The organism is Ramlibacter sp., assembly GCA_019635435.1.
Lineage (GTDB): Bacteria > Pseudomonadota > Gammaproteobacteria > Burkholderiales > Burkholderiaceae_C > JAHBZM01.
On sequence record JAHBZM010000001.1, the window covers coordinates 1,249,341 to 1,271,922 of the forward strand.

Here is a 22,582-nt window from a genome sequence, read left to right on the forward strand (position 1 = left end):
GCGGTCAGTAGCCCGCGCTGCGGGCGCGGAAGCGGTTGAGCTGGCTGCCCGCCACGCCGGCGCCCAGGTAGCCCGGCAGCACGGCGGCCAGGGCTGATGGGGCAATGCCCAGGGCGTCCAGCCCCGGCAGCGTGCCCGAGGCGATGTTGTCGGTCTTCATGGCGTCCAGGTTGTCGCGGCTCATCAGGGGTTCACCCGGCGCCAGTTCCATCAGCGCGGCCTGCAGCCGCGCGAGGGCCGGAGGCAGGCCGATGATCGGCCGCATGCAGCCCGAGGCCTGGCCTGCGAGCCGCACGAGTTCGCGCAGGGTCAGCACGTCGGGCCCGCAGGCCTCGAACACCCGGCCCGCGCTCGTCGGGCGGCGCAGGGCCTGGACGATGGCCTGGGCCACGTCCTCGACCCAGACGGGCTGAAAGCGCGCATCGGCGCCCGCCAGCGGCACCACGGGCAGCACCCGCTGCAGCTGTGCAAAGAGGTTGAGGAAGCGGTCTTCGGCCCCAAAGATCACGCTGGGGCGCAGCACGGTCAGGGCCGGCACGCCGGCCAGCGCGGCCTCGCCGCGGGCCTTGCTGCGCTGGTACATGGACGCGGCCTGCTCGCCGGCACCGAGTGCGCTCACATGCACCACGCGGTCCACCCGCGCGGCCGCGCAGGCCCGGGCGAGCTGGCTCGGCAGCGCCACATGGACCTTGTCAAAGGCGGCCTTGTTGCCGTGAAGGATGGCGACCAGATGGACCACCGCTTCGTGCCCCGCGACCAGCCGGGTCAGCGTGGCCTCGTCATGGACGTCAGCCTCCACCACGTCGAGCAGGGGAAGGGTCAGCAGGTCGCGCGCATGGTGGCGCCGCCGCGTGGGCACCGTCACCCGCCACTGGAGCCGGGCCAGCTTTTCACAGACATGGCGGCCCACAAAGCCGGTGCCCCCCAGAACCAGAATGCGTGCCACGCGGGGGCTCCTCAGGGCAAATCCTTGTTGACCTCGGGCTGGGTGGCGTCGCGCGGGCCCACCGTGCCCAGCCGCGCCTTGAGCGATTGCGGCTGGTTGCTCAGGATGGCGGCGTACATGGTGGTGTTGGACAGCACCTTCTTCACGTAGTCGCGGGTCTCGCCAAAGGGCACGTTCTCGGCCCAGATCGCGCCTTCGAGCACCGGGCCGCTGCCGCCCGGCGCGCGCCAGCTGCGCGGCCGCCCGGGCCCGGCGTTGTAGGCCGCGGCCGCCAGGGGCATGGAGCCGTCAAAGTCATCCAGCGCGAGCTTGAGGTAGCTGGTGCCGATGGTGATGTTGGTTTCGTGGTCGTGCAGCTGGTCGGTGGTGAAACCGGTCAGGCCGATCTTGCGCGCGGTCCAGCGCGCGGTGGCCGGCATGACCTGCATCAGGCCCGAGGCGCCCACGTGGGAGCGGGCGTCCATGATGAAGCGGCTTTCCTGGCGGATCAGGCCATAGACATAGGCCGGGTCCAGCCCGATGTCGCGGCTCTTGCGCACCACCGCGTCGCGGTAGGGCATGGGGTAGCGCTGCTCGATGTTGACCTCGCCGCGGGTGCGCTCGCTGGTGTTGATGCAGCGGTCCCAGACCTCCTGGTCGCAGGCGAACTGGGCGGCGGCCAGCAGTTCGCGCGTGGGCATGCCGCCGGGCTGGGCCAGGTTGGTGGCGTAGTTCCATTCGCGCACGCCCTCGGAGCGCAACCCGATGGCAATCGCATAGAGGCCGCGGTTCAGGCTCGGGTTGAGGCGGACTTTCTCGCGTTCCTCGGCCGTGAGCGGCGCCGGTGGCGCCGGCACGGTGACCTTCTGGCCCAGTTCCTCCAGCGCGAGCTGCTCGTAAAAGCCCTGCGAGCCCGCGATGGATTCAAGCAGCCGGGTGGCGTCGTTGCGCTGGGCGGGTGTGCTGGCCGTGGCCAGCAGGCCGCGCGCCTTCCAGTAGACCCAGGCCGGGTCGCGCCGGCCCTCGTCGCTCATGCCTTCAATGGCCGACAGCACGGCCAGCCAGCGCGGCTTGCTGCCGGCGCGCAGCGCGGCGCGCACCTTCCAGCCCAGCATGTCGTCGGTCAGGTCGCTGTCGCGGCTGACCCGGGCGTAGTAGCCCAGCGCATCGTCGGACAGCCGCGTGGCGGCCTGTTTGCCGATCACGCCCCAGACCCAGTTGCGCTCCTCGGCGCTGAGCTGCGGGCCCCACTTGCTGTCGAGCTGGCGCGCCGCGCCTTCGGCATCGCTGGCGGCCAGCTTGATCAGGGCCAGCGTGATCAGTTCCTTGCGCTGCTTGCGCACCGCCGTGACCCGGCTGACCAGGAATTTGGTGGGGCTGGCGTTGATTTCAGCCACCAGGTTCATGGCCTCGGGCGCGATGATCTCGATGGCATTGGCCGCCGCGCGCGACCGGTTGGCTTCCATGGCCAGGCGGGCCTTGCGCCAGACATCGGTGGCCGTGAGGTTGCGCGGGCCGTCCCTGTCGGCCATCAGGCGGCTGGCGGCATGGGTGCAGCCGTCGTCGGTGTCACGCAGCGAAAACCAGTTGCGGCGCACTTCATCGGCCAGGCCCGCGGGCTCGGCCGCGCCCAGCGCGAGATGCTGCACCAGCAGTGCGTAGCAACGCACCTCGCGGTCGTCGTTCATGCGGAATTTGGGGTACTCGGCCTCAAAGGTGGTCCAGTCGCGGCGCTGGCCCAGCAGCAGCAGCCAGTCGTTGCGCAGGCGGTCTTCCTGGTAGCTGCCCGCGTAGCGGCTCATGAAGTCCTGGATCTCCTGCGGGCTGGCCGTGTCGAGCCGGGCCTTGAGCTCCCAGTAGGCGGCCCAGGGCTCCAGCGCATGGCCGCGCGCCTGCGGCAGCAGCTGGGTCAGCCGCGCGCGGTCACCGCGCTTGTAGGCCTGCTGCATGTCCACGATCAGATCGTCTCCCCGGGACTGGGCCTGCGCATGGCAGGCAACCGTCACCACGATCAATGTCAGAATGGTTCGAAACTGCATCAGGGCATTATGGACAAGTCAGAGCAAAAAGGGGCTTTGCGCAAGGCGCTCATCGAACAACGGCTGAACCTGCCGGACCGACTACAGCGCGCCGATCTTTTGCAGCGGGTGATGCGCATCTGGCTGGTCGGGCGCTCCGACGCCATGATCGGCGCCTACTGGCCGATCAAGGGTGAGTTCGACCCCTTGCCGGCCCTGCACCGCTGGAAGGAAGACGGCGAACTGATCGACGAGCCCGTGCTGCGCCGCATCGGCCTGCCCGTCGTCGACAAGCTGCACAAGACCCTGACCTTCCATGCCTGGTACCCGGGCTGCCCGATGGAAGAAGACGCCTACGGCATTCCCAAGCCCAAGGACACCGAGATCATCGTGCCCACGCTGCTGTTCGTGCCCTGCGTGGGCTACGCGCCCGGCGGCTACCGGCTGGGCTACGGCGGGGGCTTCTACGACCGCACGCTGGCGGCGCTGCAACCCAAGCCTTTCACCGTGGGGCTGGGATTTACCAATGGTTTCCTGCCCGAGCTGGAGCCCGAGCCGCATGACGTGCCGCTGGACGCCATCCTCAACGACAACGGCGTGGTCTGGCCGGTGACCTGAGGCCTGCTGCCGCCGCTCAGACGCCGCCGGGCCGCCCCAAGGCGGCTGAAGCCCCCTCGGGGGGCAGCGCAGCACACGCAGTGGCAAGCGTGGGGGCCATGTCAGTCGATGTTGTCGACCGTGTCGGGGTCGGGTACTTCGCCAATGGTTTCGCGCGTGGCCTTGCTCTGCGCCGTGAGCCAGGCGCAAAAAGCCCTGATCTCGGGGCGCTGCGCGCTGCGCGGGCCCACCAGCAGCCAGTAGGCCATGGGCGAGTCCAGCCGCAGCTGCGGCAGCGGCTCGATCAGGTCGCCGTTGGCCAGGCTCTCGGCCACCAGCGGCAGCCGCGCCAGCACCAGGCCCTGGCCCGTGAGCGCGGCCTGCACCATCTGGTAGGCGTAGTTGAAGTACAGCCAGCGCTTGGGGGTGAGCTTGCCCAGCTGGTTCTCGTCGAGCCAGCGCCGCCAGGTCAGCCACTCCATGTGGGTGCGGTGCGCGTCGCCGGCCTCGATCAAGGCAAAGTTGGCCACGTCGGCCGGTTTGACCAGCGGCTGGCCGCTCTTGAGCAGCCAGGGGCTGGCCACCGGGGTGAGCTGTTCGCCGAACATGCGCACGGCGTTGGGCGGCATGTTGGCCACCGGGCCGTAGCGCAGGGCCAGGTCCACGTCGGCCACGTCCAGGTCCACGGCGCTGTCGGAGGCGTCGATGCGGATGTCGATGTCGGGGTTGTCGCGCTGGAAGGCTTCCAGCCGCGGGATCAGCCACATCGACGCAAACGAGGCAAAGGTGGTGAGCGACACGCTGCGCCGCCCCGCGCTCTGGCGGATCTGGCGCACCGCACCGTCAATGCGCGGCAGCGCCTGGGTCACCGCCATGAGCAGCTGGGCGCCCGCGCTTGTCAGTTCCACGGCGCGGGTGTGGCGCAGGAACAGGGGCACGCCCACCTCTTCCTCGAGCGACTGGATCTGACGGCTCACGGCCGACTGGGTCAGTGCCATCTCTTCCGATGCGGCGCGGAAGTTCAGGTGCCGGGCCACGGCCTCGAAGGCGCGCAGATGGCCGGCGGAAATGGGCCGGGTGCGCAGGTGCGTCTGGGAGTGCTGCATATGACAGGCGTTGTCAGGAGGGTCCAAGCCATTGATGCGATTTGGGAATCAATAGCTTAGCCGCATTTCATTGGACGGCCAAGCGGCTGTCGCCGATCATTCAATGCCCGAACTGCCTAACTGGAGAACCTCATGGCCGCTCAAACGCTTACACAATCGCAACAATCCCTGGCTGCCGCCGCATTGTCCGGCACGTGGAAGCTGGGCGCCGGCCGGGCCATCACCCTGCGCCCCCGCGAGGACGGTGTGCTGCGGGTCGCGCATGGCGGCCTCTGGGTCACCTTCGACGGCCCGTTCACGGGTGCCGGCAACGAGTCGGGTGACCACTTCCTGCACGCCGGCGAGCAGATCACGGTGCAGGCGGGTCAGCGGCTGGTGGCCGAGTCCAGTGCCAGCTGCCGCGAGGCCCCGGCCTATTTCAACTGGGAACCCATGCCCCTGAAGGTGCGTGAGCCCCTGCGTGCCGCGGGCCGCTGGCAAATGGCCGTGGTTCAGCCTTTGGCTGACTTGCGGCTGGCCCTGGTGCTGGGCCTGGGCGCGGTGGGCCGCCTGGCCGGTGGCCTGGTGGGCGTGGCCGGCGACCTGGTGGCGGGCCGCGACCGCACGGTTTTGGAGGCCTGTGCCTTCAACGCGCAGGCCAAGGCCTGCCGCGCCCACGGCGCCATGAGCTGAGGCGACTCCATCGCGTCCCCGGGCGCGCTGTAGTAGTTGACCGACCTTTCCACCCCTTTCGCCTGGTAGGTGAAACGCGCACAACCCGCGGCCTCGTAGAGTCCGCGGGTTTCTTCATTGGCCTTGAGCCAGAGGGTTTCGCCCGCGCCCAGGTCCAGCACCCAGGCGATGGTCAGGCCATCGGTGCTGATGGCAAAACCGCCGAACATGCGCTTGCGTTCGCAGGGGCCGACGCTGGACAGCAGTTCGCAGCAGTAGTCGGCAAAGTCAGTAGCAGGGGAAGCCATGGGGCGGACGATAGCAGGGCGCCGCGATAATCGCGAGCCATGGCCCGCCCCAAATCGCAGCAGCACGAACTCAAGCGCGAGGAGATCCTCGACATCGCCGCCCAGTGCTTCGCGCGGCAAAGCTACCCCGCCGCCAGCATGAACGACATTGCCGCGGCCGGTGGCACCAGCAAGGCCCGGCTGTACCACTACTACGGGAGCAAGGAAGCCATCCTGTTCGACCTGCTGGACCGCTACACCCAGCGCCTGCTGGCCATCATTGGCCAGGCCGAGGCCACGGCCCAGCGCCGCAACCTGGACGACCGGGCGGCCGTGCACGAGCTGATCCGCAGCTTTCTCGAAGAGTACGAAACCTCGGCCACGCGCCATGTGGCGCTGCTGCATGACACCCAATTCCTGGGGGACGAGCAGCGCGAGCTGATCCTGAACCGCCAGCGCGACGTGGTCTCGGCGGTCACGCGCTTCCTGCGCCGCGCCTACCCGCAGCGGCTGAACCCGGTGAACCAGACGGCCGTGACCATGATGCTGTTTGGCATGATCAACTGGACCTTCACCTGGCTGCGCCCCGGTGGTGCCATGAGCTACGCCGCCTTTGCCGAAGAGGTGGTGGCCATGCTTGAACGCGGCCTGGCGGGATGAGCACGGCCATGAGCGACGCCGGGCCGCCCCAAGGCGCGAAGGCCCCCTTGGGGGGCAGCGCAGTACACGCAGTGACAAGCGTGGGGGCTTGCCACCTGGTGGTCATGGGCGTCGCTGGCTGCGGCAAGTCGGCCGTCGGGCAGCGGCTGGCGGCGCTGTTGGCGCTGCCGCTGATTGAAGGCGACAACTTCCACCCCAAGCGCAACATCCACAAGATGGAGCAGGGCATTGCGCTGACCGACGACGACCGGGCCGACTGGCTGGTCACCCTGGGCGCGGAGCTGGCCCGCCGGCCGGACGGCGCGGTGCTGGCCTGCTCGGCGCTCAAGGCCGCCTACCGCGACACGCTGCGCAGTGCGGTGCCGGGCCTGCGCTTTGTGCACCTGTCCCTCAGCGAGGCTGAATCCTTGCGCCGCGTGGCCGCGCGCCCTGGCCATTTCTACCCGCCCAGCCTGGTGGCCAGCCAGTTCGAGGCACTGCAGGACCCGGCGGCCGAGGCGGGCGTGCTGGTGCTGGATGCCACGATGCCGCTTGACGAACTGGCGCGGCGGGCGGCCGCCTGGGTGCGCCCCGCGCAAGGACTTTGAATTCAACAATGCGTAATTGATTACGATTAGGTAAAATTCGACGATTCCTTGCAACGCCCACCCACGACAGGAGACAGCATGTCCAAAGCATTCGCCAGCCAGGCCGACCTGGCCGACAAGAAAATCACCTTCGAGCAGCTCAGTGCCCATTGCTGGGCCTACACCGCCGAGGGCGACCCCAATTCCGGCGTGATCATTGGCGACCAGTTCATCATGGTCAGCGACTGCACGGCCACGCCCGACATGGCGCGCGATCTGATTGCCAAGATCCGCACCGTGTCCGACAAGCCCATCAAGTACGTGCTGCTCACGCACTACCACGCGGTGCGCGTGCTGGGCGCCAGCGCCTACGCGGCCGAGGGCGCGACCGAGATCATTGCCAGCCAGGGCACGCTGGACCTGATCATCGAGCGCGGCAAGGAAGACATGCAAAGCGAGATGGAGCGCTTTCCACGCCTGTTCCGTGGCGCCGAGGGCGTGCCCGGCCTGACCTGGCCCACCATGGTGATTGGCGGCGGCGACGCCACCAGGGGCGAGGTGCCCGGCAAGCTCACGCTCGACCTGGGCGGCGTCAAGGTGCAGATCTGGAGCCCCGGCTACGGCCACACGCGCGGCGACACGATTGCCTGGGTCGAACAGGAAAAGGTGCTGTTCAGCGGCGACCTGGTCGAGTACGAGGCCGGGGTCTACACCGGCGACGCCCAGCTCGAGGAATGGCCCGCCACGCTCGAGGCCCTGCGCGCCCTCAAGGCCGAGTACATCGTGCCCGGCCGCGGCGAGGCCATGAAGGGCAACGCCGATGTCAACAAGGCGCTCGACTACACCCAGCGCTGGGTCACCACGCTGTTTGCCGCGGGCAAGGAAGCCGCCGCCGCCAACATGGACCTCAAGGCCGCCATGGCCCACACCCGCAAGGCCATGGACCCGGTGTTCGGCCATGTGTTCATCTACGAACACTGCCTGCCGTTTGACGTGAGCCGGGCCTACGACGAAGCCAAGGGCATCAAGAACCCGCGCATCTGGACCGCCGAGCGCGACAAGGAAATGTGGGACGCGCTGCAGGCCTGAGCCGGCCTGCCCATCGCTAAATCTGGGGATGCGCCGCTCCGGTGAGCAGCGCAGCATGAGGGCTTGACATGGTGTCATGCCCCGCATTGCTGCGTTTCACAAAGGAGGTCGTCAATGCATTCCCCTTCCCCGACCCTCAGGCGCCGGAGCGCCTCCATGGCGACCATCGCCACCCTGATGCTGGCGCTCGTGGCCTGCGGAGGGGGTGGCTCCGACGTGGCGTCCAACCCGGCCCCGTCGCCGTCCGGAGATGGCAGTCAGGCGCCCGCGCCGTCGCCTTCACCTGCTCCCGCCCCCACGCCATCGCCATCTCCATCTCCATCGCCGGCTCCTTCCCCAACTCCTTCCCCGTCTCCTTCGCCTTCGCCCTCACCGGCGCCCGGGCCGGTGCCAGCGCCTGCCCCAACGCCCGCTCCAGCGCCCACCAGTTCGCTGGATCAGGCCAAGGCGCTGCTGGCCAACCTGGACGCCAGCCGCGCCACAGCCTTGCCGGCTTCAGGTGCCCTGGCGACCCAGTTCAACGACGGGTGCTACCTGCACAACGGCGAGAGCAAGGCCTACATCGTCAGCGACATTGACAACAATCTTTCGGTCTACCAGCAGTCCCAGGCTTTTGATGTGGGTTCCACGCGTGACAACGTGAGCTTGGTGGCGGAGCGCGATGTCACCAATGCCGATGGCTCCACCCGCAAGGAGGTGGATGTGCGCTACGACATCACCTACAGGGACGGCACCGTGGCCACAAGGGTGTTCCAGACCCTGGTCACGGGCAGTACCTCGGGCCTGTGCGCCACGGGCGCCGTCAGCACCGCCATGCGCCTGCTTGGCAACCAGCGCAAGGTGCAGGTGGCCGTGCAGGCCCGCAATGTTGACACCTCGGTTGCCTCGATCGCCACGGGGGCCGGGACGAACGAGTCGGTCCGGCGCGACATCCGGTTTGTGGTGACGGACCCGGCCAGGGTGGCCACCTATGTCGTCGTGACCGGCCCCGGTCCGGCGGCCGCGGACGGAACGCCGTTCTCGTGGAAGCTGGTCTCGCCGCGGGTGATGCGTGACGACCCGCTGTTTGCGGGGAAAGTGGGCCAGGCCAACTGGCGTGACGAGGACACCTTCAGGGCCTGCACTCAAGGCGGCGGCACCATCACGTCGGCCATCGCGGCGGACTGTCCCAACAATGGCTCGACCCTGGACAATGTGGGCCGTGCGCTGAGCCCGAAGACCTCGACCGATACCGCGGCGATCACCGCGGCCGACAACGCCTTTGCGGCACAGGGCTGGGTCGCCGGCGGCACCTACACCTTCGCGGTGTACAACGACGATGGCTGGAAGACGGTCAACGGGCAGCTTGGCAAGACGCCCATTGGCACCTACACCGCCGTGCTGACCCGCCTGCCTTACACCTTTGCGGAAATGTCGGCTGCCGCCGCGCAGTACCCGGACTGGTCCAGCAACTCCCTGAGCGACGTCCAGCTGGCCACGGCGTTCACCGGGGCGGGCGGCAACCTGACGCTGGGTGGTTTGAGCGTGAAAGTCCCCGCCGGGGGGCAGCCTGTGGCCCTGGCCAACCTTTATGTGTTCGGACAGGGCCCGAACACCGGGGCAGGGGCGAGCGGCTGGCCGCGAACGCGCGAGATCGACTTTTTCTACCCGGGCCCGACCGCCACCAGTGCCACCCTGGCGATCAAGGGCAAAAACGCCGCCACCAGTGCCAAGACCTTTGGTGAGGTCGCCTTGCAGTACACCGACCGCAATGGGGGCTGGCTTCTGTACCTTGTTGACTTCCAGTGAGCTCGGATTGCAAGTCCTTCAGGCCGCCTCCGGGCGGCTTTTTTTGACCTGCCGCACAACCCCTGAACGAGCTGTGTTGCGTCCGGCGGCGGATGGAGGTCAGGCGGGCGAAGGCCGTTTGCCATCCGGCAGGCCGGACCAGCCCAGCTGCACGACGGTGCCGCCGCCAACGCGTGGCGCCCATTGCAGCGAGGCCCCGATGCTGTGGGCGCGTGCCCGCATGCTGGCCATGCCTTCGCCCGCGCGCCGCAGGCTGGTGGGGCCACCATCGGCAGCGCTCTCGCTACCGGGCTCGACGCGGCTCCCCTCGGGCAGGCCGCAGCCATCGTCCGCCACGGTGAGCAACCAGCCCGTGGCGTCCACGGCCGGCGCGCAATGCACCCACACGGCGCTGGCGTGGGCATGCTTGAGCACATTGGTCAGCGCCTCCAGCACGATGCGCTGCACTTGCAGAACGGTGCGGGGGCCCATGCCGGCCAGCACCGGTAACTCCTGCACGTCCCAGTGCAGGGTCAGTCCGGCCGCTTGCAGCCGCGGCTGAACCCGGTAGCGCAAGGTGGCCAGGGCCGTGGTCAGGTCGCCGTCGCTGATCTGCATGGAGTCCACGGCCAGCCGCATCTCATCGAGCGCGGCCTTGACCTGCTCCTCGAGCAGGGCGGGGCGCGTCCCCGGTTGCTTGACCAGGTTGAGCAGGCCCACCAGCTGGGCACCCACGCCGTCATGCAGGTCGCGCAGGATCCGCTGGCGTTCATTGGCCGTGACCTGGGCGGCGCGCCGGGCTTCCAGTTCACCAAAGGCCTGGTGGAGCTCGCGTTCCCGCGCGTCGATGCGCGCCTCCAGGGTGTGGTTGAGCGTCTGCAGGTTGCGGGCATTGCGGGCATACCGGTCCACGATGATGCCGGCCATGATGACCACGAAGAGGAACATCGCGTGCGGGGTGAGTGAGAAGCGCGACGGTCCACCCAGCCCCAGGCGCACCAGGCCCAGGTCGTGCAGGCCCGCCAGGATGGCGGCACCGCCCGCCAGCGCCAGCAGCCAAGCGGTCACCCGGTGCCCGTCGTCAGGGCGCCAGGCCGTTCGCAACACAAGGCCCCAGGTGATCGCGCCCACCGGGGCCAGCGCCGCGAGCGCCAGTGTCCATGCCGCCGGCCAGGGCACTGAAAAAGCCAGCACCACCAGGACCAGTGACACCGGCAAATAGGCCAGGATGACCCGGCTGGTCCGGCGGCCTTGCAGGCCCAGTGCCTGCAAGGCGAACAGGCACATCAGCGCCAGGTGCCAGGCGTAGGCCGTGGCCGTGACCATGCCCCAGGCCGGCCAGGGCACGGGCACTTCGGGCCACACCCGGTCCAGATTGCGAAAGATGCCCAGCAGCGCCGCTGCGGCAAAGCACGCAAAAATCGGGTCGCGCAGGCGGGACCACAGCGCCAGCGCCATCAGGCCCATGAGGCCAAAGGCCACGCAGAACACCAGCGGCGCCACGTACCGCCACTGGCGCTGGGTGGCGAACTCCGCGCTCACCGCGGCCGCCGGCCCGTACTGCACCGTGGATAACCCGCCCCAGCGCGCGGCCTGGGTCGTGACCTGAACGACGAGTTCATTGGGGCCGGCGGCCGACAGCCAGCGGGCCGGCACCTCCAGCAGGTGCACGGTCTTGGCGGCGTCACGCCAGGGGTTGCCCAACTGGCCCAGCTTCAGCCGCACCAGCCCGTTGATGGCGACCTGGGCCTGGTTGCCCACGCGGGAAAACAGCAAGGCCATGTCTTCATCGCCCTGGCGGGGCGGCAGGGTGATGCGGTAGGTGGCCGTGCCACCCTGGCCAGGAAACTCGTCGTCCCAGCGGTGCGAGAGCTTCAGTGAGCGCTGCAGTGCCGCGCCGCGTTGGGGCTGCAGCTGCGCCCAGGCACTGTCCATGACCCGGATGCCCCGGGCATCCGGGGGCGGGTCGTTTGGCTGGGCCTGGAGTGGGACGCCCATGACGGACCACAACAGCAGCCCGAGCGCCAACCACGCCGGGGTCAAGGCGCCAGAAGCCCGAGCTGGCGGGCTTCGAAGATGGCTTCGGTCTTGGAGTTCACACTGAGCTTGCCGTAGATGTTGCGGACATGACTGTGCACGGTGTGGACAGAAATGCCAAGCAGGCTGGCGGTCTCCGGGTAGCTGAAGCCCCGGGCGACCAGGCCGAGCACCTCGGTCTCCTTGGGTGACAGCAACCGGGCCGTGCCGGCCTGCAGCGCTTCGGCCGAAGCCGGCTGGGCTGACGGCGCCGGCGCAAGACGCATCAGCAACTGGCGCGCGATGATGGGCGACATGGGGGATCCGCCACGACGCAGATGGACGATGTGGCCCGCCAGGTCTTCTTCGGTGCCGTCCTTCAGCAGGTAGCCGCGCGCGCCGGCACCAAAAGCGTTGAGCATGTTCGCTTCATCGCCGAACATGGTGATGACCATGATTTCACAGGCGGGCTGAAGGTGCCGGCACTGGCGGATCACGTCAATCCCCGATCCATCGGGCAGGCCCAGGTCCACCAGCAGCACATCGACCGGGTGGTCACGCAGCCAGCTGAGCATGTCGGCGGCGCGGGCGCAGGAATGCAGCAGCCGCAGGGGAGCGTGGCCAAGGATCACGCGCTCGAACCGCTCGCGCGTGCCGGGCTCGTCCTCGACCAGTGCGACGCTGATCCCGGCGGCCTCAGGCATGGCGTGCCGTGTAGAAGGCATCGTGTGCCGTCACGGCGTCGAAGCCGTCGAAAGGCGGCGCCATGGGCTCGCCGCGCACCATGGCGCGGTTCAGGGCCTCGAGCGCCGGATTGAGCTGGTCGCGCAGCAGGTAGTCGTGGTCCAGTCCGACGCCGTCGAGCGCGGTGCAGTCGAAATAGCGGGCCTGGTCGCCCAGCTTGCTGAGCATGGGCTCGCTCATGCCCAGCGGCACCTGGCCGATTTCCAGCCAGTTGTAGATCTTGAGCCGGGCGTCGTCGCGGTTGATGGTGACGCAGGCCGGCAGGCCCCAGCCCGACAGCCATTTGTTGTGCCGGTTGACGGGAACGGCCGCGGACGAGAGCACGAGGCGGTCAATCACCTCATGGGGCGGGTGCCCCCATTCGGCGGCCAGGGCGGCTGGCGAGGCAAAGGTGCTCATCCCGCCAACGAAGGGCAGGCTGCCCAGGCTGCGCACCACGATCACCTTGCGAATGCCGGGGTAGGCCAGGCCGACCCGCCCAAAGGCGAGGACCGCGCGGCGCAGGCGCCCGGTGGTTGCGAAATCTTCGGCTTCCCGCTGGCCCTGCAGTACCGCCCCCAGCAGGCCCAGCAGGCCACTGCCCTCCCCGGCGGCCCAGCTGACAGGGATGGTTTCCACCTCATATTTGCGGGCAAGCGCCAGGCCCTGGCCCACGGCGTCGGCAAAGTCCTTGCCAAAGCCATGCACATACAGGACCACCGCCGCGCGCTGCTGGTCGCGGGCCCGGCCGAAGGCTTCATGCAAAAGCGCATCCATGGGGGCGGCATCGTTGACGCTGCGCTGGGCGCGCATCCGCAAACCCCCGGGAACGGGCCCGAGGCGGACCACTTCGGGATACTCGTCCTGGGTCTGCGCCGCGTCGGCCCGGTACAGGCTTTCAAAGTTGTCGCCATTGAATTCAAGCGGGCCGGGTGCATTGGCAAACGCGGCGGTGCGCCCCCGCAGGCACAGCACGCTGACTTCGCGGTCCAGCGAAGCGACGCCTTCGAAGCGCACGGCGTCGCCATCGGCCGCGGGGATGGGGCCCTGCCAGCCGTTGGCGTCGTAGCGCAACAGGCGCAGGCTGTCCACACCCGGCGCATCGGGGTTGGGCGGGTCGCTATCCAGTCGCTTCAGGGCCACGCGAACCTGGCCCGCCGCCAGGTCACCGTCGGCGCCCACCGTCACCATGCCGTAGCAGGGCGCGAACCGTTTGAGGAGCACGTTGCCCAGGGCCGCGCCCGATGAAACGGCCTGCACGACGGGGCTGGTGCCAATACGGCCGCCCCAGGCGTTCTTGTGGATGTCCCCGGCCAGGTACAGCACCGCCTTGCCGCTGGCGCTGGCGGCGTCCTGAAAGGCCTGGTAGTCGGGGTAGTCGCGCGAGCGGCCCTGGGCATCTGGCGGTGCGGACCACCCCTGGTGGCCGAGCAGGTAGCCATGGCGCAGGGGTGACGACCCGGCCACCACGGTCAGGTCGGCCTGCCCCAGCGCGCCGAACAGCATGGCCTGCTGGCGGGCGCCGAGCAGGTGGGCCCGGGGGGCGTTGCTGTCGGGGTGGTCGCGGTGGGTCCGGTAGCTGCGCTCGTCCAGCAGCACAAAGCGCACGCCGTTCAGGTCAAAGGGTTTGCCTTCGACACCGTGCGATGGCGCGGGCAGGTGGCTGCAATCGGCTGGCAGGTCCAGGGCGGGGTACGCGGCAGCGGCATCGGGGTTGCGCAGCACGGCCACAAACTGGCGGAACAGGTGCTGGGCCACGGCCCTGACGGCGCCCGGCACGGTCCGGTCGTCATTGCCGTTGCCGTCCACGCCTTCGCCATAGGCGTTGTTCCAGGCCAGATCGTGCTCGTCCCAGGTGACCAGCAGATGGTCGGGGTTGCGCGCGGTGGAGAACCATCGCATCAGGCGCTGGAATTCCGGAACCTGCCACTGAAGGGCGTAGCGCCTGTGCATGTCCTGGGCAAACAATTGCAACCCTGCCGGGCCCTTGCGCTCGATGATCCGTTTCCACTGGGGAAGGCGGGCAACGGACAGGCCCCAGTCCATGTAGATCTGGTCGCCCAGCAGCATCAGCACATCGGGCGCCTCGCGCTGGATGGCCTGCCAGACGGGTTGGCGCGGCGCGCGCTCGGCGTCCATGCAGGAGGTGAAGGCGATTTTCATGGGGTGATCGCGCGGGGTCTGGCGGTTGGGGATCGTGACACACAGCCTGCCAGCAAGGCAAGCCGCGTGCATCGTCAGATTGTGGGATGCGCGGCCGCGAAAAGCTGCTTTCCACCACGGCCGGCACCGGGTTGACGGTTTTGGGGGCGTTTTCAGGTCAAAAAGGCTTGTAGTCCAGGACTGGCGGCCATCTTGCGCTATCAAAAAAGAAGCAAACCGGACCGCGTCAGAGGTCCAGATCCAGCCCTGGCAGCAGGCCCAGCAGCCGGTCCAGGGCGGGCAGGCCGCTCAACCCACGTACGCTGCCGACAAGGTCTTCCCCGTCCGGGCTGGCATAGCCAGTCAGGAAGCGCTTGAAGTGGCGATCCGCGATGGCTCCGTCATGGCTCAGCTCGATATCCGTGTGCCGCGTGTCGTCAAAGATGCGGTCCATGCACGCCCGGATGCTGGCCCGTTCGCCCTCGATGTACTGGCAGAAGTTCTGCCCGTCGAATACCAGCACGCCGGTGACGCCGTCGCGCTGGTTGCGCGCGCGTGCCACGGTCAGAATGGCCGGCACCACGGAAATGCCGGCTGTGGCCGAGAGTGTGCTCGTGTAGAGCACCCCGTAGAGTTTGGTCATGTTGTTTCCCTGAAGGCGCGCAGTGTAGGAGCGGGGCGGGCCTGCCCGCAATGTCAAAAGACATGGGCCAGGTCGCTACACTTCACCGCGTGAGCCCCACCGAGCCCCCGTCGCCCCAGAGCAGCCCACCCAGGGAGTGCCGCGATTGCCGGCTGCGGCCGCTGGAGGCGTTCGGCGCCCTGCAGCCCGCCGAGATCGAGCACATCCAGCAATTTCGCCGCAAGACGCAGGCCCTGGCGGCCGGCGCCCCGATCATTGCCGAGCGGCAAGGGGGCACCCATCTTTTCACGCTGTATTCGGGCTGGGCCTTCCGGTACAAGACGCTGCGCGACGGGCGCCGCCAGATTCTCAACTTCCTGCTGCCGGGCGACTTCATCGGGCTGCAGGAGAAGTTTGCCGACGGCGACACGCCCGGCGTGGAGGCCCTGACCGACGTGCAGCTGTGCGTGTTCCCGCTCAGTGGCCTGTGGCCGATGTTCCAGGCGTTCCCGCGGCTGGGCTATGACGTGACCTGGCTGGCGGCGCGCGAGGAACACTGGGTGGACCAGCACCTGCTGACCGCCGGGCGCCGCAGCGCCCTGGAGCGGGTGGCCATGCTGCTGATCCACCTGTACCGCCGCGCCGACCGCCTGGGCATGGCCGTGAACGCCGAGCTGCCGTTCCCGCTCACGCAGCAGCACATCGCCGATGTGCTGGGCCTGTCGCTGGTGCACACCAACAAGACGCTGCGCCGCCTGCATCGCCTGGGGCTGCACCGGCTGGAGGACGGGCGGCTGCGGATCCTGGACCCGCACGCGCTCGAGCATCTGGCTGACTACTACGAGCGGCCGCTGCGCGTGAGTCCGCTGATCTGAGCGTGGGCGGCCGGCAGCGCTAACGGGCGGCGGCCAGCTCGTCCAGATCGCGCCGGTAGGCGCGCAGGCGGCGCACCGCGCTGTCACGCTGCGCCGCCGTGGTGCTGTTGTGAAGCGCCGCGAAGGTGCGGCAGCCCTCCTGCAGCAACAGTTCCTGCTGGCGCCGCCAGACCGGGTTGGGCGAATGCCGGGCGCGCGCCAGGTAACCGCGCATGGCCAGGACCGCCTCGCCCGGAGGCATGGGAGGGGTGGTCAGCGAGCGCAGCGTCTGCAGCGCATCGCGCTGGCGCCGCTGGCGCTCGGTGTCGAACTGGCGGGCATCGAAGCTGGATTGCGCCACCTGCTGGCGCAGCACCTCCTGCTGGGGCGCGGCCAGGGTACCGTAGATCATTTCGCTGCGCTCCAGCAGCAGCTTGAAGCGCTTGTCCTGCTGCCCGGCCTCGTCCAGGGCCAGCCAGTCCTTGCGGTAGTCGGCGTTGTTGCGCTCGTAGCGCCGCTGCAGGTGCTGCAACTGTTCGCCGTCCAGCCCCAGCGCGGTGGCAACCACGGCGGGCTCGGCCTGCGCCGACAGGGCGGTGAGGCGCTGCTCAATGTCGCCCGCCACGGCGCAGACCTCGGCGGCGCTGACCTCCTGCGGCAGCATCTGCTCCAGCCGCTGCAGCAACTGCGCGTAGCGCGGCAGCTCGTTTTCGCGGTGCCAGCGGTGCAGGCGCGCCAGGTCCTCGCGCACGCGCGGGGCCTGCTCATCGGTGAAATCCAGGTAGCCATCCAGCCACCAGTAGGTCAGCTCGGCCGCATTGTTGTAGCCCAGCTTGATGGCGCTACAGGCGCTGAGCCCCACCGCCAGGGCCAGCAGGCCGATAATCCGGGCCAGGGTTGAAGTGATCGGCTTGAGTGACAAAAGAGGAACCTATGACAGCAGTGGATGTGGTGATCATGGCAGCGGGCAAGGGCACGCGCATGAAAAGCCGGTTGCCCAAAGTGTTGCACCGATTGGCCGGCCGTGCACTGGTGCAGCACGTGATTGACACGGCGGCGTGCCTGAAGGCGCGGCATGTGGTGGTGATCACCGGCCACGGCGCCCCCGAGGTCGAGGCGGCCCTGGTGCGCTGGGCGGCCGCGGCGGGCACTGCGCCGCCCGCCTTTGTGCGCCAGGAGCCGCAGCTGGGCACGGGCCACGCCGTGCAGCAGGCCCTGCCGGTGCTGCCTGATGACGGCATTGCGCTGATCCTCAATGGCGACGTGCCGCTGATCGAGGCGTCCACCTTGCGTGGGCTGATCACCGATTGCGGGGGCAAGCGCCTGGCCCTGCTCACCGTGGAGATGCCGGACCCCTCGGGCTACGGGCGCATCATCCGCTCGGGCGACGCGGTGTTTGCCATCGTGGAACACAAGGACGCCGATGCCCAGCAGCGCCAGATCCGCGAGGTGTACACCGGCGTGATGGCCCTGCCCGCCGCGCTGCTCAAGCGCTGGCTGGCGCGGCTGACCAACGACAACGTGCAGGGGGAGTACTACCTGACCGACATCGTCAAATTTGCCGTGGACGACGGCGCTGACGTGGTGGCCACGCGCACCGGCGACAAGGTCCAGGTGGATGGCGTGAACAGCCCCGTGCAGCTGGCCGAGCTGGAGCGCGCCTACCAGCTGCGCCATGCGCGCGCGCTCATGGACCAGGGCGTGCGGCTGGCCGACCCGGCGCGGTTTGACGTGCGCGGCACGCTGGGCTGCGGCCAGGATGTGGAGATTGACGTCAACTGCGTGTTCGAAGGCAGTGTGTCGCTGGGCGATGGCGTGCGCATCGGCGCCAACTGCGTGATCGCGAACGCCACCATCCTGGCCGGCGCGGTGATCCACCCCTTCACCCACATCGACGGCGAAAAGGCCGGCGTGCGCGTGGGCGAGGGCGCGCTGATTGGCCCGTTTGCGCGCCTGCGTCCCGGTGCCGTGTTGGGCAGCGAGGTGCACATCGGCAATTTCGTGGAAGTGAAGAACTCCACGCTGGCCGCCGGCGCCAAGGCCAATCACCTGGCCTACCTGGGCGACGCCACGGTGGGCGAGCGCGTGAACTACGGCGCCGGCAGCATCACCGCCAACTACGACGGCGCCAACAAGCACCGCACCGTGATCGAGGACGACGTGCACGTGGGCAGCAACTGCGTGCTGGTGGCCCCCGTGACCATCGGCGCTGGGGGCACCGTGGGGGGCGGGTCCACCATCACCAAAAGCACGCCTGCCGGCGCGCTCAGCGTGGCGCGTGGCAAGCAGATGAGCATTGACAACTGGCAGCGGCCGAAGAAGGCGACGCCCCGCTAGCAGATTTCCAGGCCCGATCGAATGGAGAATGCGGCGTCCTTCGGGCGCATGGGCACTGATATATTGCGCCTGCGCTGCAACCGCGGCGCGCCAACATATCAACAATTCCATTCGAGGGTTTCATGTCTCACATCATCAGGAAGGTCTTTTTCTGCGCGGCTCTGGCCGCGTCTGCTGCCATGGTGGGGTGCGCCAGTCCGGCGCCCAACTATGCCCCGTCGATTGACAACGTGGAGGCGCTCAAGAAGTCTGGCGCTGCCCCTGTCGGCACCGGACCGATCACCGTGGCGGCAGACCTGCCTGGCGGAACCTCTCTGGGCTTGAGGGGCAGCAGCCTGGTGTCCTCGGTGGGCGCCAACTACGGGGACTATGTGGCGGCGGCGTTGCGCCAGGAGCTGGAACTGGCCAAGCTGTATGACCCCAAGTCGGGCGTCCAGATCTCCGGTGCCTTGCTGAAGAACAACATCAATGCCGGCGGCATTTCAACGGCCGACGGACAGATCGAGGCCCGGTTTGTGGTCAGGGCCAATGGCCAGGTGAAATTCGACAAGATCAAGCGTGTGGACCACCAATGGGAAAGCTCATTCATGGGCGCTGTGGCCATTCCGGCTGCGGCGAACAACTACCCGGTGATGGTGCAAAAACTCATTGCGGCCCTGGTCAAGGACCCGGACTTCACTGCGGCCATCCGCAAGTAACCCAGGAGCTGAATCATGAAACGCATCCTGATGTCTCTCCTGGCCGTCTGGGCCTGCATCGCCATGGTGGGCTGCGCCCATCCGATCACCATGAACCCCGACCTCGCCGCAGTCAAGGCGGCGGGTGCCGGCGTGACCGTGATCGAAAAGAACGTGGGCTACCACATCCCTGACGCGGCTCGCGCGCTCGAAGTCACGACGCCCGGAGGTGGGGGTGACAAGGTCCGGTATTTCCCCTACCGCGATCTGGAGCCGGGCCTGTATGCCGCGCTTGGCGAAGTGTTCCGCGGCGTGACGAAGATCGCCAACCCCACGGACAAGGCGGCGATGAAAAGCAATGGCGTGTCCTTGCTCATTACCCCGGAGATCAACACGAGTTCCTTTTCGGAAAGCATCGTGACCTGGCCGCCGACGCTGTTCACCGTGAAACTGATCTGCACCATTGCCGACGGCGAAGGCAAGACAGTGCAGGTTTTGACGGTCAACGGCGAGGGCCGCGCGTCCTTTGATGAATTCAAGAGCAATTTTTCATTGTCGGCCGTCCGTGCAACCAACGATGCCCTTGCCAAACTGGTGAAGGCGCTCGCCAGTTCCCCCGAACTGCGCAAGTAACCTCCCTGGGAGGAGCGCCCTGCTCCTCGTTGAGGTTCAGGCCACCTGGCGCTCGGATTGACCGCGCGTCAGTGGCCTGGCCGGCTCGAATTTCGAGCGCTTCACGCTGAAAAACGCCTTCACATTCCGCACGTTCGCATCGCTTGTGAACAGGCGCTGCGCCAGCGCCAGGTAGCCGGGCATGTCATCGGCAAACACCACCAGCACAAAGTCCGGGCCCGGTGACACGCGCCAGCATTGCTGCACGGCGGCATCGGGCGCCACGCGCGCCTCGAACGCGTCCAGGTGTTCGGCGCCCTGTCGGTCCAGCGTGATTTCCACGATGGCATTCAGGCCGTGGCCCAGCAGGGGGGCCAGCCGGTCGTCGCTCAGGATGGCGATCTGTCGCTCGATCAGGCCTGCATCGCGCAGCCGCTTGATGCGGCGCAGGCAGGTGGGCGCGGAGACATGTACCCTTTCGGCCAGAGCCTGGTTGCTGATGCTGGCATCACGCTGCAGCAGGTCCAGCAGACGCAAGTCGATGGCATCGACGGCTATTTGTTCTGAAATTGATCCATTCATGAAATAAAAATTCATAAATATGTGAAAGAGAAATTTTATTTCTCAAAAAACAAAAAGTCGATCTGAAATTTAATGGCGCTGAGCCTACATTGGGCGCACTTCATTCATGACCAGAGGCAATCCATGTGTGGCATCGTCGGCGCGGTCTCCGCGCGCAACATCGTTCCCGTTCTTGTCCAGGGCCTGCAGCGGCTCGAATACCGGGGCTATGACTCCTGCGGGGTCGCGGTCTACCGCAGTGGCCTGCAGCGCACGCGCAGCACGGCCCGCGTGGCTGAACTGCTCGAGCAGGTGGCGGCCGACCATGTGGAGGGCACCACCGGCATCGCCCATACGCGCTGGGCCACGCACGGCGCGCCGGCCGTGCACAACGCCCACCCGCATTTCAGCCATGGACCGGGGGTTGACATCGCAGCCGACGTGCCCGGTCGGGCGGCTCGCATGGCCCTGGTGCACAACGGCATCATCGAGAACCACGACGAATTGCGCGCCGCATTGCAGGCCAAGGGGTATGTGTTCGCCAGCCAGACGGATACCGAGGTCATCGTTCACCTGGTCGACAGTCTTTACGACGGTGACCTGTTCGAGGCCGTGAAGGCCGCCGTGCGCCAACTGCATGGGGCTTACGCGATCGCGGTGTTCTGCAAGGACGAACCGCACCGCGTGGTGGGTGCGCGGGCCGGCTCCCCGTTGATCCTGGGCGTGGGCGCGGATGGCGGCGAAACCTTCCTGGCCAGCGATGCGATGGCCCTGGCCGGCGTGACCGACCAGATCGTCTACCTCGAGGAGGGCGACGTGGTGGACCTGCAGCTGGGCAAGTACTGGGTGGTGGACCGGGCCCACAAGCCCGTGACCCGCCCCGTCAAGACGGTGCTCGCGCACAGCGGGGCGGCGGAGCTGGGCCCTTACCGGCACTACATGCAAAAGGAAATCTTCGAACAACCGCGTGCCACGGCCGACACGCTCGAAGGGGTGGAAGGCATCACCCCCGAGCTGTTTGGCGATGGCGCCTACCGCGTGTTCAAGGAGATTGACTCCGTGCTGATCCTCGCCTGCGGCACCAGCTACTACAGCGGCTGCACCGCCAAGTACTGGCTCGAAGGCATTGCCGGCGTGCCCACGCAGGTGGAGATTGCCAGCGAATACCGCTACCGCCAGTCCGTGCCCAACCCGCGCACCCTGGTGGTCACCATCACCCAGTCGGGCGAAACGGCCGACACCCTGGCGGCGTTGCGCCACGCCCAGGGCCTGGGCATGAAGCACACGCTCACCATCTGCAACGTGGGCACCTCGGCCATGGTCCGCGAGTGCGAGCTGGCCTACATCACGCGCGCGGGCGTCGAGATCGGCGTGGCCTCCACCAAGGCGTTCACCACGCAGCTGGCGGGCCTGTTCCTGCTCACGCTCGCGCTGGCCCAGGTCAAGGGCCGGCTCAGCGAAGACGACGAAGCCGGCCACCTGAAAGCCATGCGCCACCTCCCGGCTGCGTTGCAGGCCGTGCTGGCGCTGGAGCCCCAGATCATCAGCTGGGCCGAGGACTTCGCCGGCAAGCAGAATGCGCTGTTCCTGGGGCGCGGCCTGCACTACCCGATTGCCATGGAAGGTGCGCTCAAGCTCAAGGAGATCACCTACATCCACGCCGAGGCCTATGCCGCGGGCGAACTCAAGCACGGTCCGCTGGCCCTGGTGACCAGCGAAATGCCGGTGGTCACCGTCGCGCCGAACGACACCCTGCTGGAAAAGCTCAAGAGCAACCTGCAGGAAGTGCGCGCCCGCGGCGGCGTGCTGTATGTGCTGGCCGATGCCGACACCCGCATCGAAAGCGGCGAGGGCATGCATGTGATCCGCATGCCCGAGCACTACGGCCCGCTGTCGCCCTTGCTGCACGTGGTGCCGCTGCAGCTGCTGGCCTACCACACCGCCGTGGCGCGCGGCACCGATGTGGACAAGCCGCGCAACCTGGCCAAGAGCGTGACGGTGGAGTGATCGTCAGGCTGATGACCTGCCCCTTGGTGACGTCTTGGATGCGTGGAAAAACAATGGGAATGCAGCATTGCTATTGTTAGCGGTCTTTTCAGCAATCGCGGCTCTAGCGGGCGTTGGTGCGCTAGTTTTCCTTTTGCTGCTATTTACCTCAGTGCCATTTGCCATGCTGAATTATTGGGTTCTCACACTAGACAGTCTCGATGCAGGTTGCAAAAGTAGGGATTCTTGGATACTTGGCATAGCTGAATTTGTTGGTGTGATCTTTGGAGTGTTTGGTGCATTGGGAGCTTTGTATTCCTTTTTTTTGGGCTATGGTCACTCTATGCAAGCTGCAAACAACTTGAAAAGTTGTAAATAAGGAAGCT

At 67.6% G+C, this 22,582-nt stretch carries 21 protein-coding genes; 11 read left to right on the forward strand and 10 right to left on the reverse strand.

What is annotated here, in order from left to right; translation table 11 throughout:
- Window positions 1–4 precede the first annotated feature (4 nt).
- Complete coding sequence (locus tag KF796_05955; GenBank protein ID MBX3586167.1) at window positions 5–946, reverse strand: complex I NDUFA9 subunit family protein; 942 nt, start codon at window positions 944–946, stop codon at window positions 5–7.
- A gap of 11 nt (window positions 947–957) precedes the next feature.
- Window positions 958–2,964 (reverse strand): lytic transglycosylase domain-containing protein, encoded by a 2,007-nt coding sequence (locus KF796_05960; protein MBX3586168.1) that lies wholly within the window; start codon window positions 2,962–2,964, stop codon window positions 958–960.
- 9 nt (window positions 2,965–2,973) lie between these two features.
- On the opposite strand from KF796_05960, the gene KF796_05965 reads away from it, so the two are divergent.
- The gene (locus tag KF796_05965; protein ID MBX3586169.1) at window positions 2,974–3,561 is read left to right on the forward strand and encodes a 5-formyltetrahydrofolate cyclo-ligase; all 588 of its coding nucleotides are present in this window, start codon (window positions 2,974–2,976) and stop codon (window positions 3,559–3,561) included.
- 101 nt (window positions 3,562–3,662) lie between these two features.
- Here the strand turns inward: KF796_05965 and KF796_05970 are convergent, their stop codons facing one another.
- Complete coding sequence (locus KF796_05970) at window positions 3,663–4,646, reverse strand: LysR family transcriptional regulator (GenBank protein ID MBX3586170.1); 984 nt, start codon at window positions 4,644–4,646, stop codon at window positions 3,663–3,665.
- 491 nt (window positions 4,647–5,137) lie between these two features.
- Window positions 5,138–5,605, reverse strand: a complete 468-nt coding sequence (locus KF796_05975) for a TfoX/Sxy family protein (GenBank protein ID MBX3586171.1) — start codon at window positions 5,603–5,605, stop codon at window positions 5,138–5,140.
- A gap of 39 nt (window positions 5,606–5,644) precedes the next feature.
- On the opposite strand from KF796_05975, the gene KF796_05980 reads away from it, so the two are divergent.
- The 4 genes from KF796_05980 to KF796_05995 all read left to right on the forward strand — a co-directional run bounded on the left by KF796_05980 (window position 5,645) and on the right by KF796_05995 (window position 9,687).
- Window positions 5,645–6,244, forward strand: a complete 600-nt coding sequence (locus KF796_05980; protein ID MBX3586172.1) for a TetR family transcriptional regulator — start codon at window positions 5,645–5,647, stop codon at window positions 6,242–6,244.
- 104 nt (window positions 6,245–6,348) lie between these two features.
- The gene (locus KF796_05985; GenBank protein MBX3586173.1) at window positions 6,349–6,831 is read left to right on the forward strand and encodes a gluconokinase; all 483 of its coding nucleotides are present in this window, start codon (window positions 6,349–6,351) and stop codon (window positions 6,829–6,831) included.
- Between the two features lie 78 nt (window positions 6,832–6,909).
- On the forward strand, window positions 6,910–7,899 hold the full coding sequence (locus tag KF796_05990) for an MBL fold metallo-hydrolase (GenBank protein MBX3586174.1): 990 nt from the start codon (window positions 6,910–6,912) through the stop codon (window positions 7,897–7,899).
- Window positions 7,900–8,286: 387 nt separating this feature from the next.
- The gene (locus KF796_05995) at window positions 8,287–9,687 is read left to right on the forward strand and encodes a hypothetical protein (protein ID MBX3586175.1); all 1,401 of its coding nucleotides are present in this window, start codon (window positions 8,287–8,289) and stop codon (window positions 9,685–9,687) included.
- A 99-nt stretch (window positions 9,688–9,786) separates the two neighbouring features.
- On the opposite strand, the gene KF796_06000 is transcribed toward KF796_05995, so the two are convergent.
- From KF796_06000 to KF796_06015, 4 genes are all read right to left on the reverse strand, one after another.
- On the reverse strand, window positions 9,787–11,664 hold the full coding sequence (locus KF796_06000) for a histidine kinase (GenBank protein MBX3586176.1): 1,878 nt from the start codon (window positions 11,662–11,664) through the stop codon (window positions 9,787–9,789).
- A 41-nt stretch (window positions 11,665–11,705) separates the two neighbouring features.
- Complete coding sequence (locus KF796_06005) at window positions 11,706–12,407, reverse strand: response regulator transcription factor (protein ID MBX3586177.1); 702 nt, start codon at window positions 12,405–12,407, stop codon at window positions 11,706–11,708.
- A complete protein-coding gene (locus KF796_06010) occupies window positions 12,379–14,568 on the reverse strand; it encodes an alkaline phosphatase D family protein (protein MBX3586178.1) in 2,190 nt (729 codons plus the stop codon). Before KF796_06010 ends, KF796_06005 begins: the two co-directional genes overlap by 29 nt.
- A gap of 226 nt (window positions 14,569–14,794) precedes the next feature.
- Complete coding sequence (locus KF796_06015) at window positions 14,795–15,190, reverse strand: BLUF domain-containing protein (GenBank protein MBX3586179.1); 396 nt, start codon at window positions 15,188–15,190, stop codon at window positions 14,795–14,797.
- Between the two features lie 62 nt (window positions 15,191–15,252).
- Here KF796_06015 and KF796_06020 point away from each other — a divergent pair, with 62 nt between their 5' ends.
- Window positions 15,253–16,044, forward strand: a complete 792-nt coding sequence (locus KF796_06020; protein MBX3586180.1) for a Crp/Fnr family transcriptional regulator — start codon at window positions 15,253–15,255, stop codon at window positions 16,042–16,044.
- A 19-nt stretch (window positions 16,045–16,063) separates the two neighbouring features.
- On the opposite strand, the gene KF796_06025 is transcribed toward KF796_06020, so the two are convergent.
- Entirely contained in the window at window positions 16,064–16,918 is an 855-nt protein-coding gene (locus KF796_06025; protein MBX3586181.1) for a hypothetical protein, read from the reverse strand.
- 38 nt (window positions 16,919–16,956) lie between these two features.
- Here KF796_06025 and glmU point away from each other — a divergent pair, with 38 nt between their 5' ends.
- The 3 genes from glmU to KF796_06040 all read left to right on the forward strand — a co-directional run bounded on the left by glmU (window position 16,957) and on the right by KF796_06040 (window position 19,670).
- Complete coding sequence (gene glmU / locus KF796_06030) at window positions 16,957–18,360, forward strand: bifunctional UDP-N-acetylglucosamine diphosphorylase/glucosamine-1-phosphate N-acetyltransferase GlmU (protein ID MBX3586182.1); 1,404 nt, start codon at window positions 16,957–16,959, stop codon at window positions 18,358–18,360.
- Between the two features lie 122 nt (window positions 18,361–18,482).
- Window positions 18,483–19,058, forward strand: a complete 576-nt coding sequence (locus KF796_06035) for a hypothetical protein (GenBank protein ID MBX3586183.1) — start codon at window positions 18,483–18,485, stop codon at window positions 19,056–19,058.
- Between the two features lie 15 nt (window positions 19,059–19,073).
- Window positions 19,074–19,670, forward strand: a complete 597-nt coding sequence (locus tag KF796_06040) for a hypothetical protein (protein MBX3586184.1) — start codon at window positions 19,074–19,076, stop codon at window positions 19,668–19,670.
- 36 nt (window positions 19,671–19,706) lie between these two features.
- Here KF796_06040 and KF796_06045 read toward each other — a convergent pair whose 3' ends face one another.
- The gene (locus tag KF796_06045; GenBank protein MBX3586185.1) at window positions 19,707–20,231 is read right to left on the reverse strand and encodes an Lrp/AsnC family transcriptional regulator; all 525 of its coding nucleotides are present in this window, start codon (window positions 20,229–20,231) and stop codon (window positions 19,707–19,709) included.
- A 123-nt stretch (window positions 20,232–20,354) separates the two neighbouring features.
- Between KF796_06045 and glmS the strand changes: the two genes are divergently transcribed.
- Window positions 20,355–22,217: a glutamine--fructose-6-phosphate transaminase (isomerizing) gene (gene glmS, locus KF796_06050; GenBank protein MBX3586186.1), complete on the forward strand. Its 1,863-nt coding sequence runs from the start codon at window positions 20,355–20,357 to the stop codon at window positions 22,215–22,217.
- 34 nt (window positions 22,218–22,251) lie between these two features.
- Entirely contained in the window at window positions 22,252–22,575 is a 324-nt protein-coding gene (locus KF796_06055; protein MBX3586187.1) for a hypothetical protein, read from the forward strand.
- Window positions 22,576–22,582: the final 7 nt, after the last annotated feature.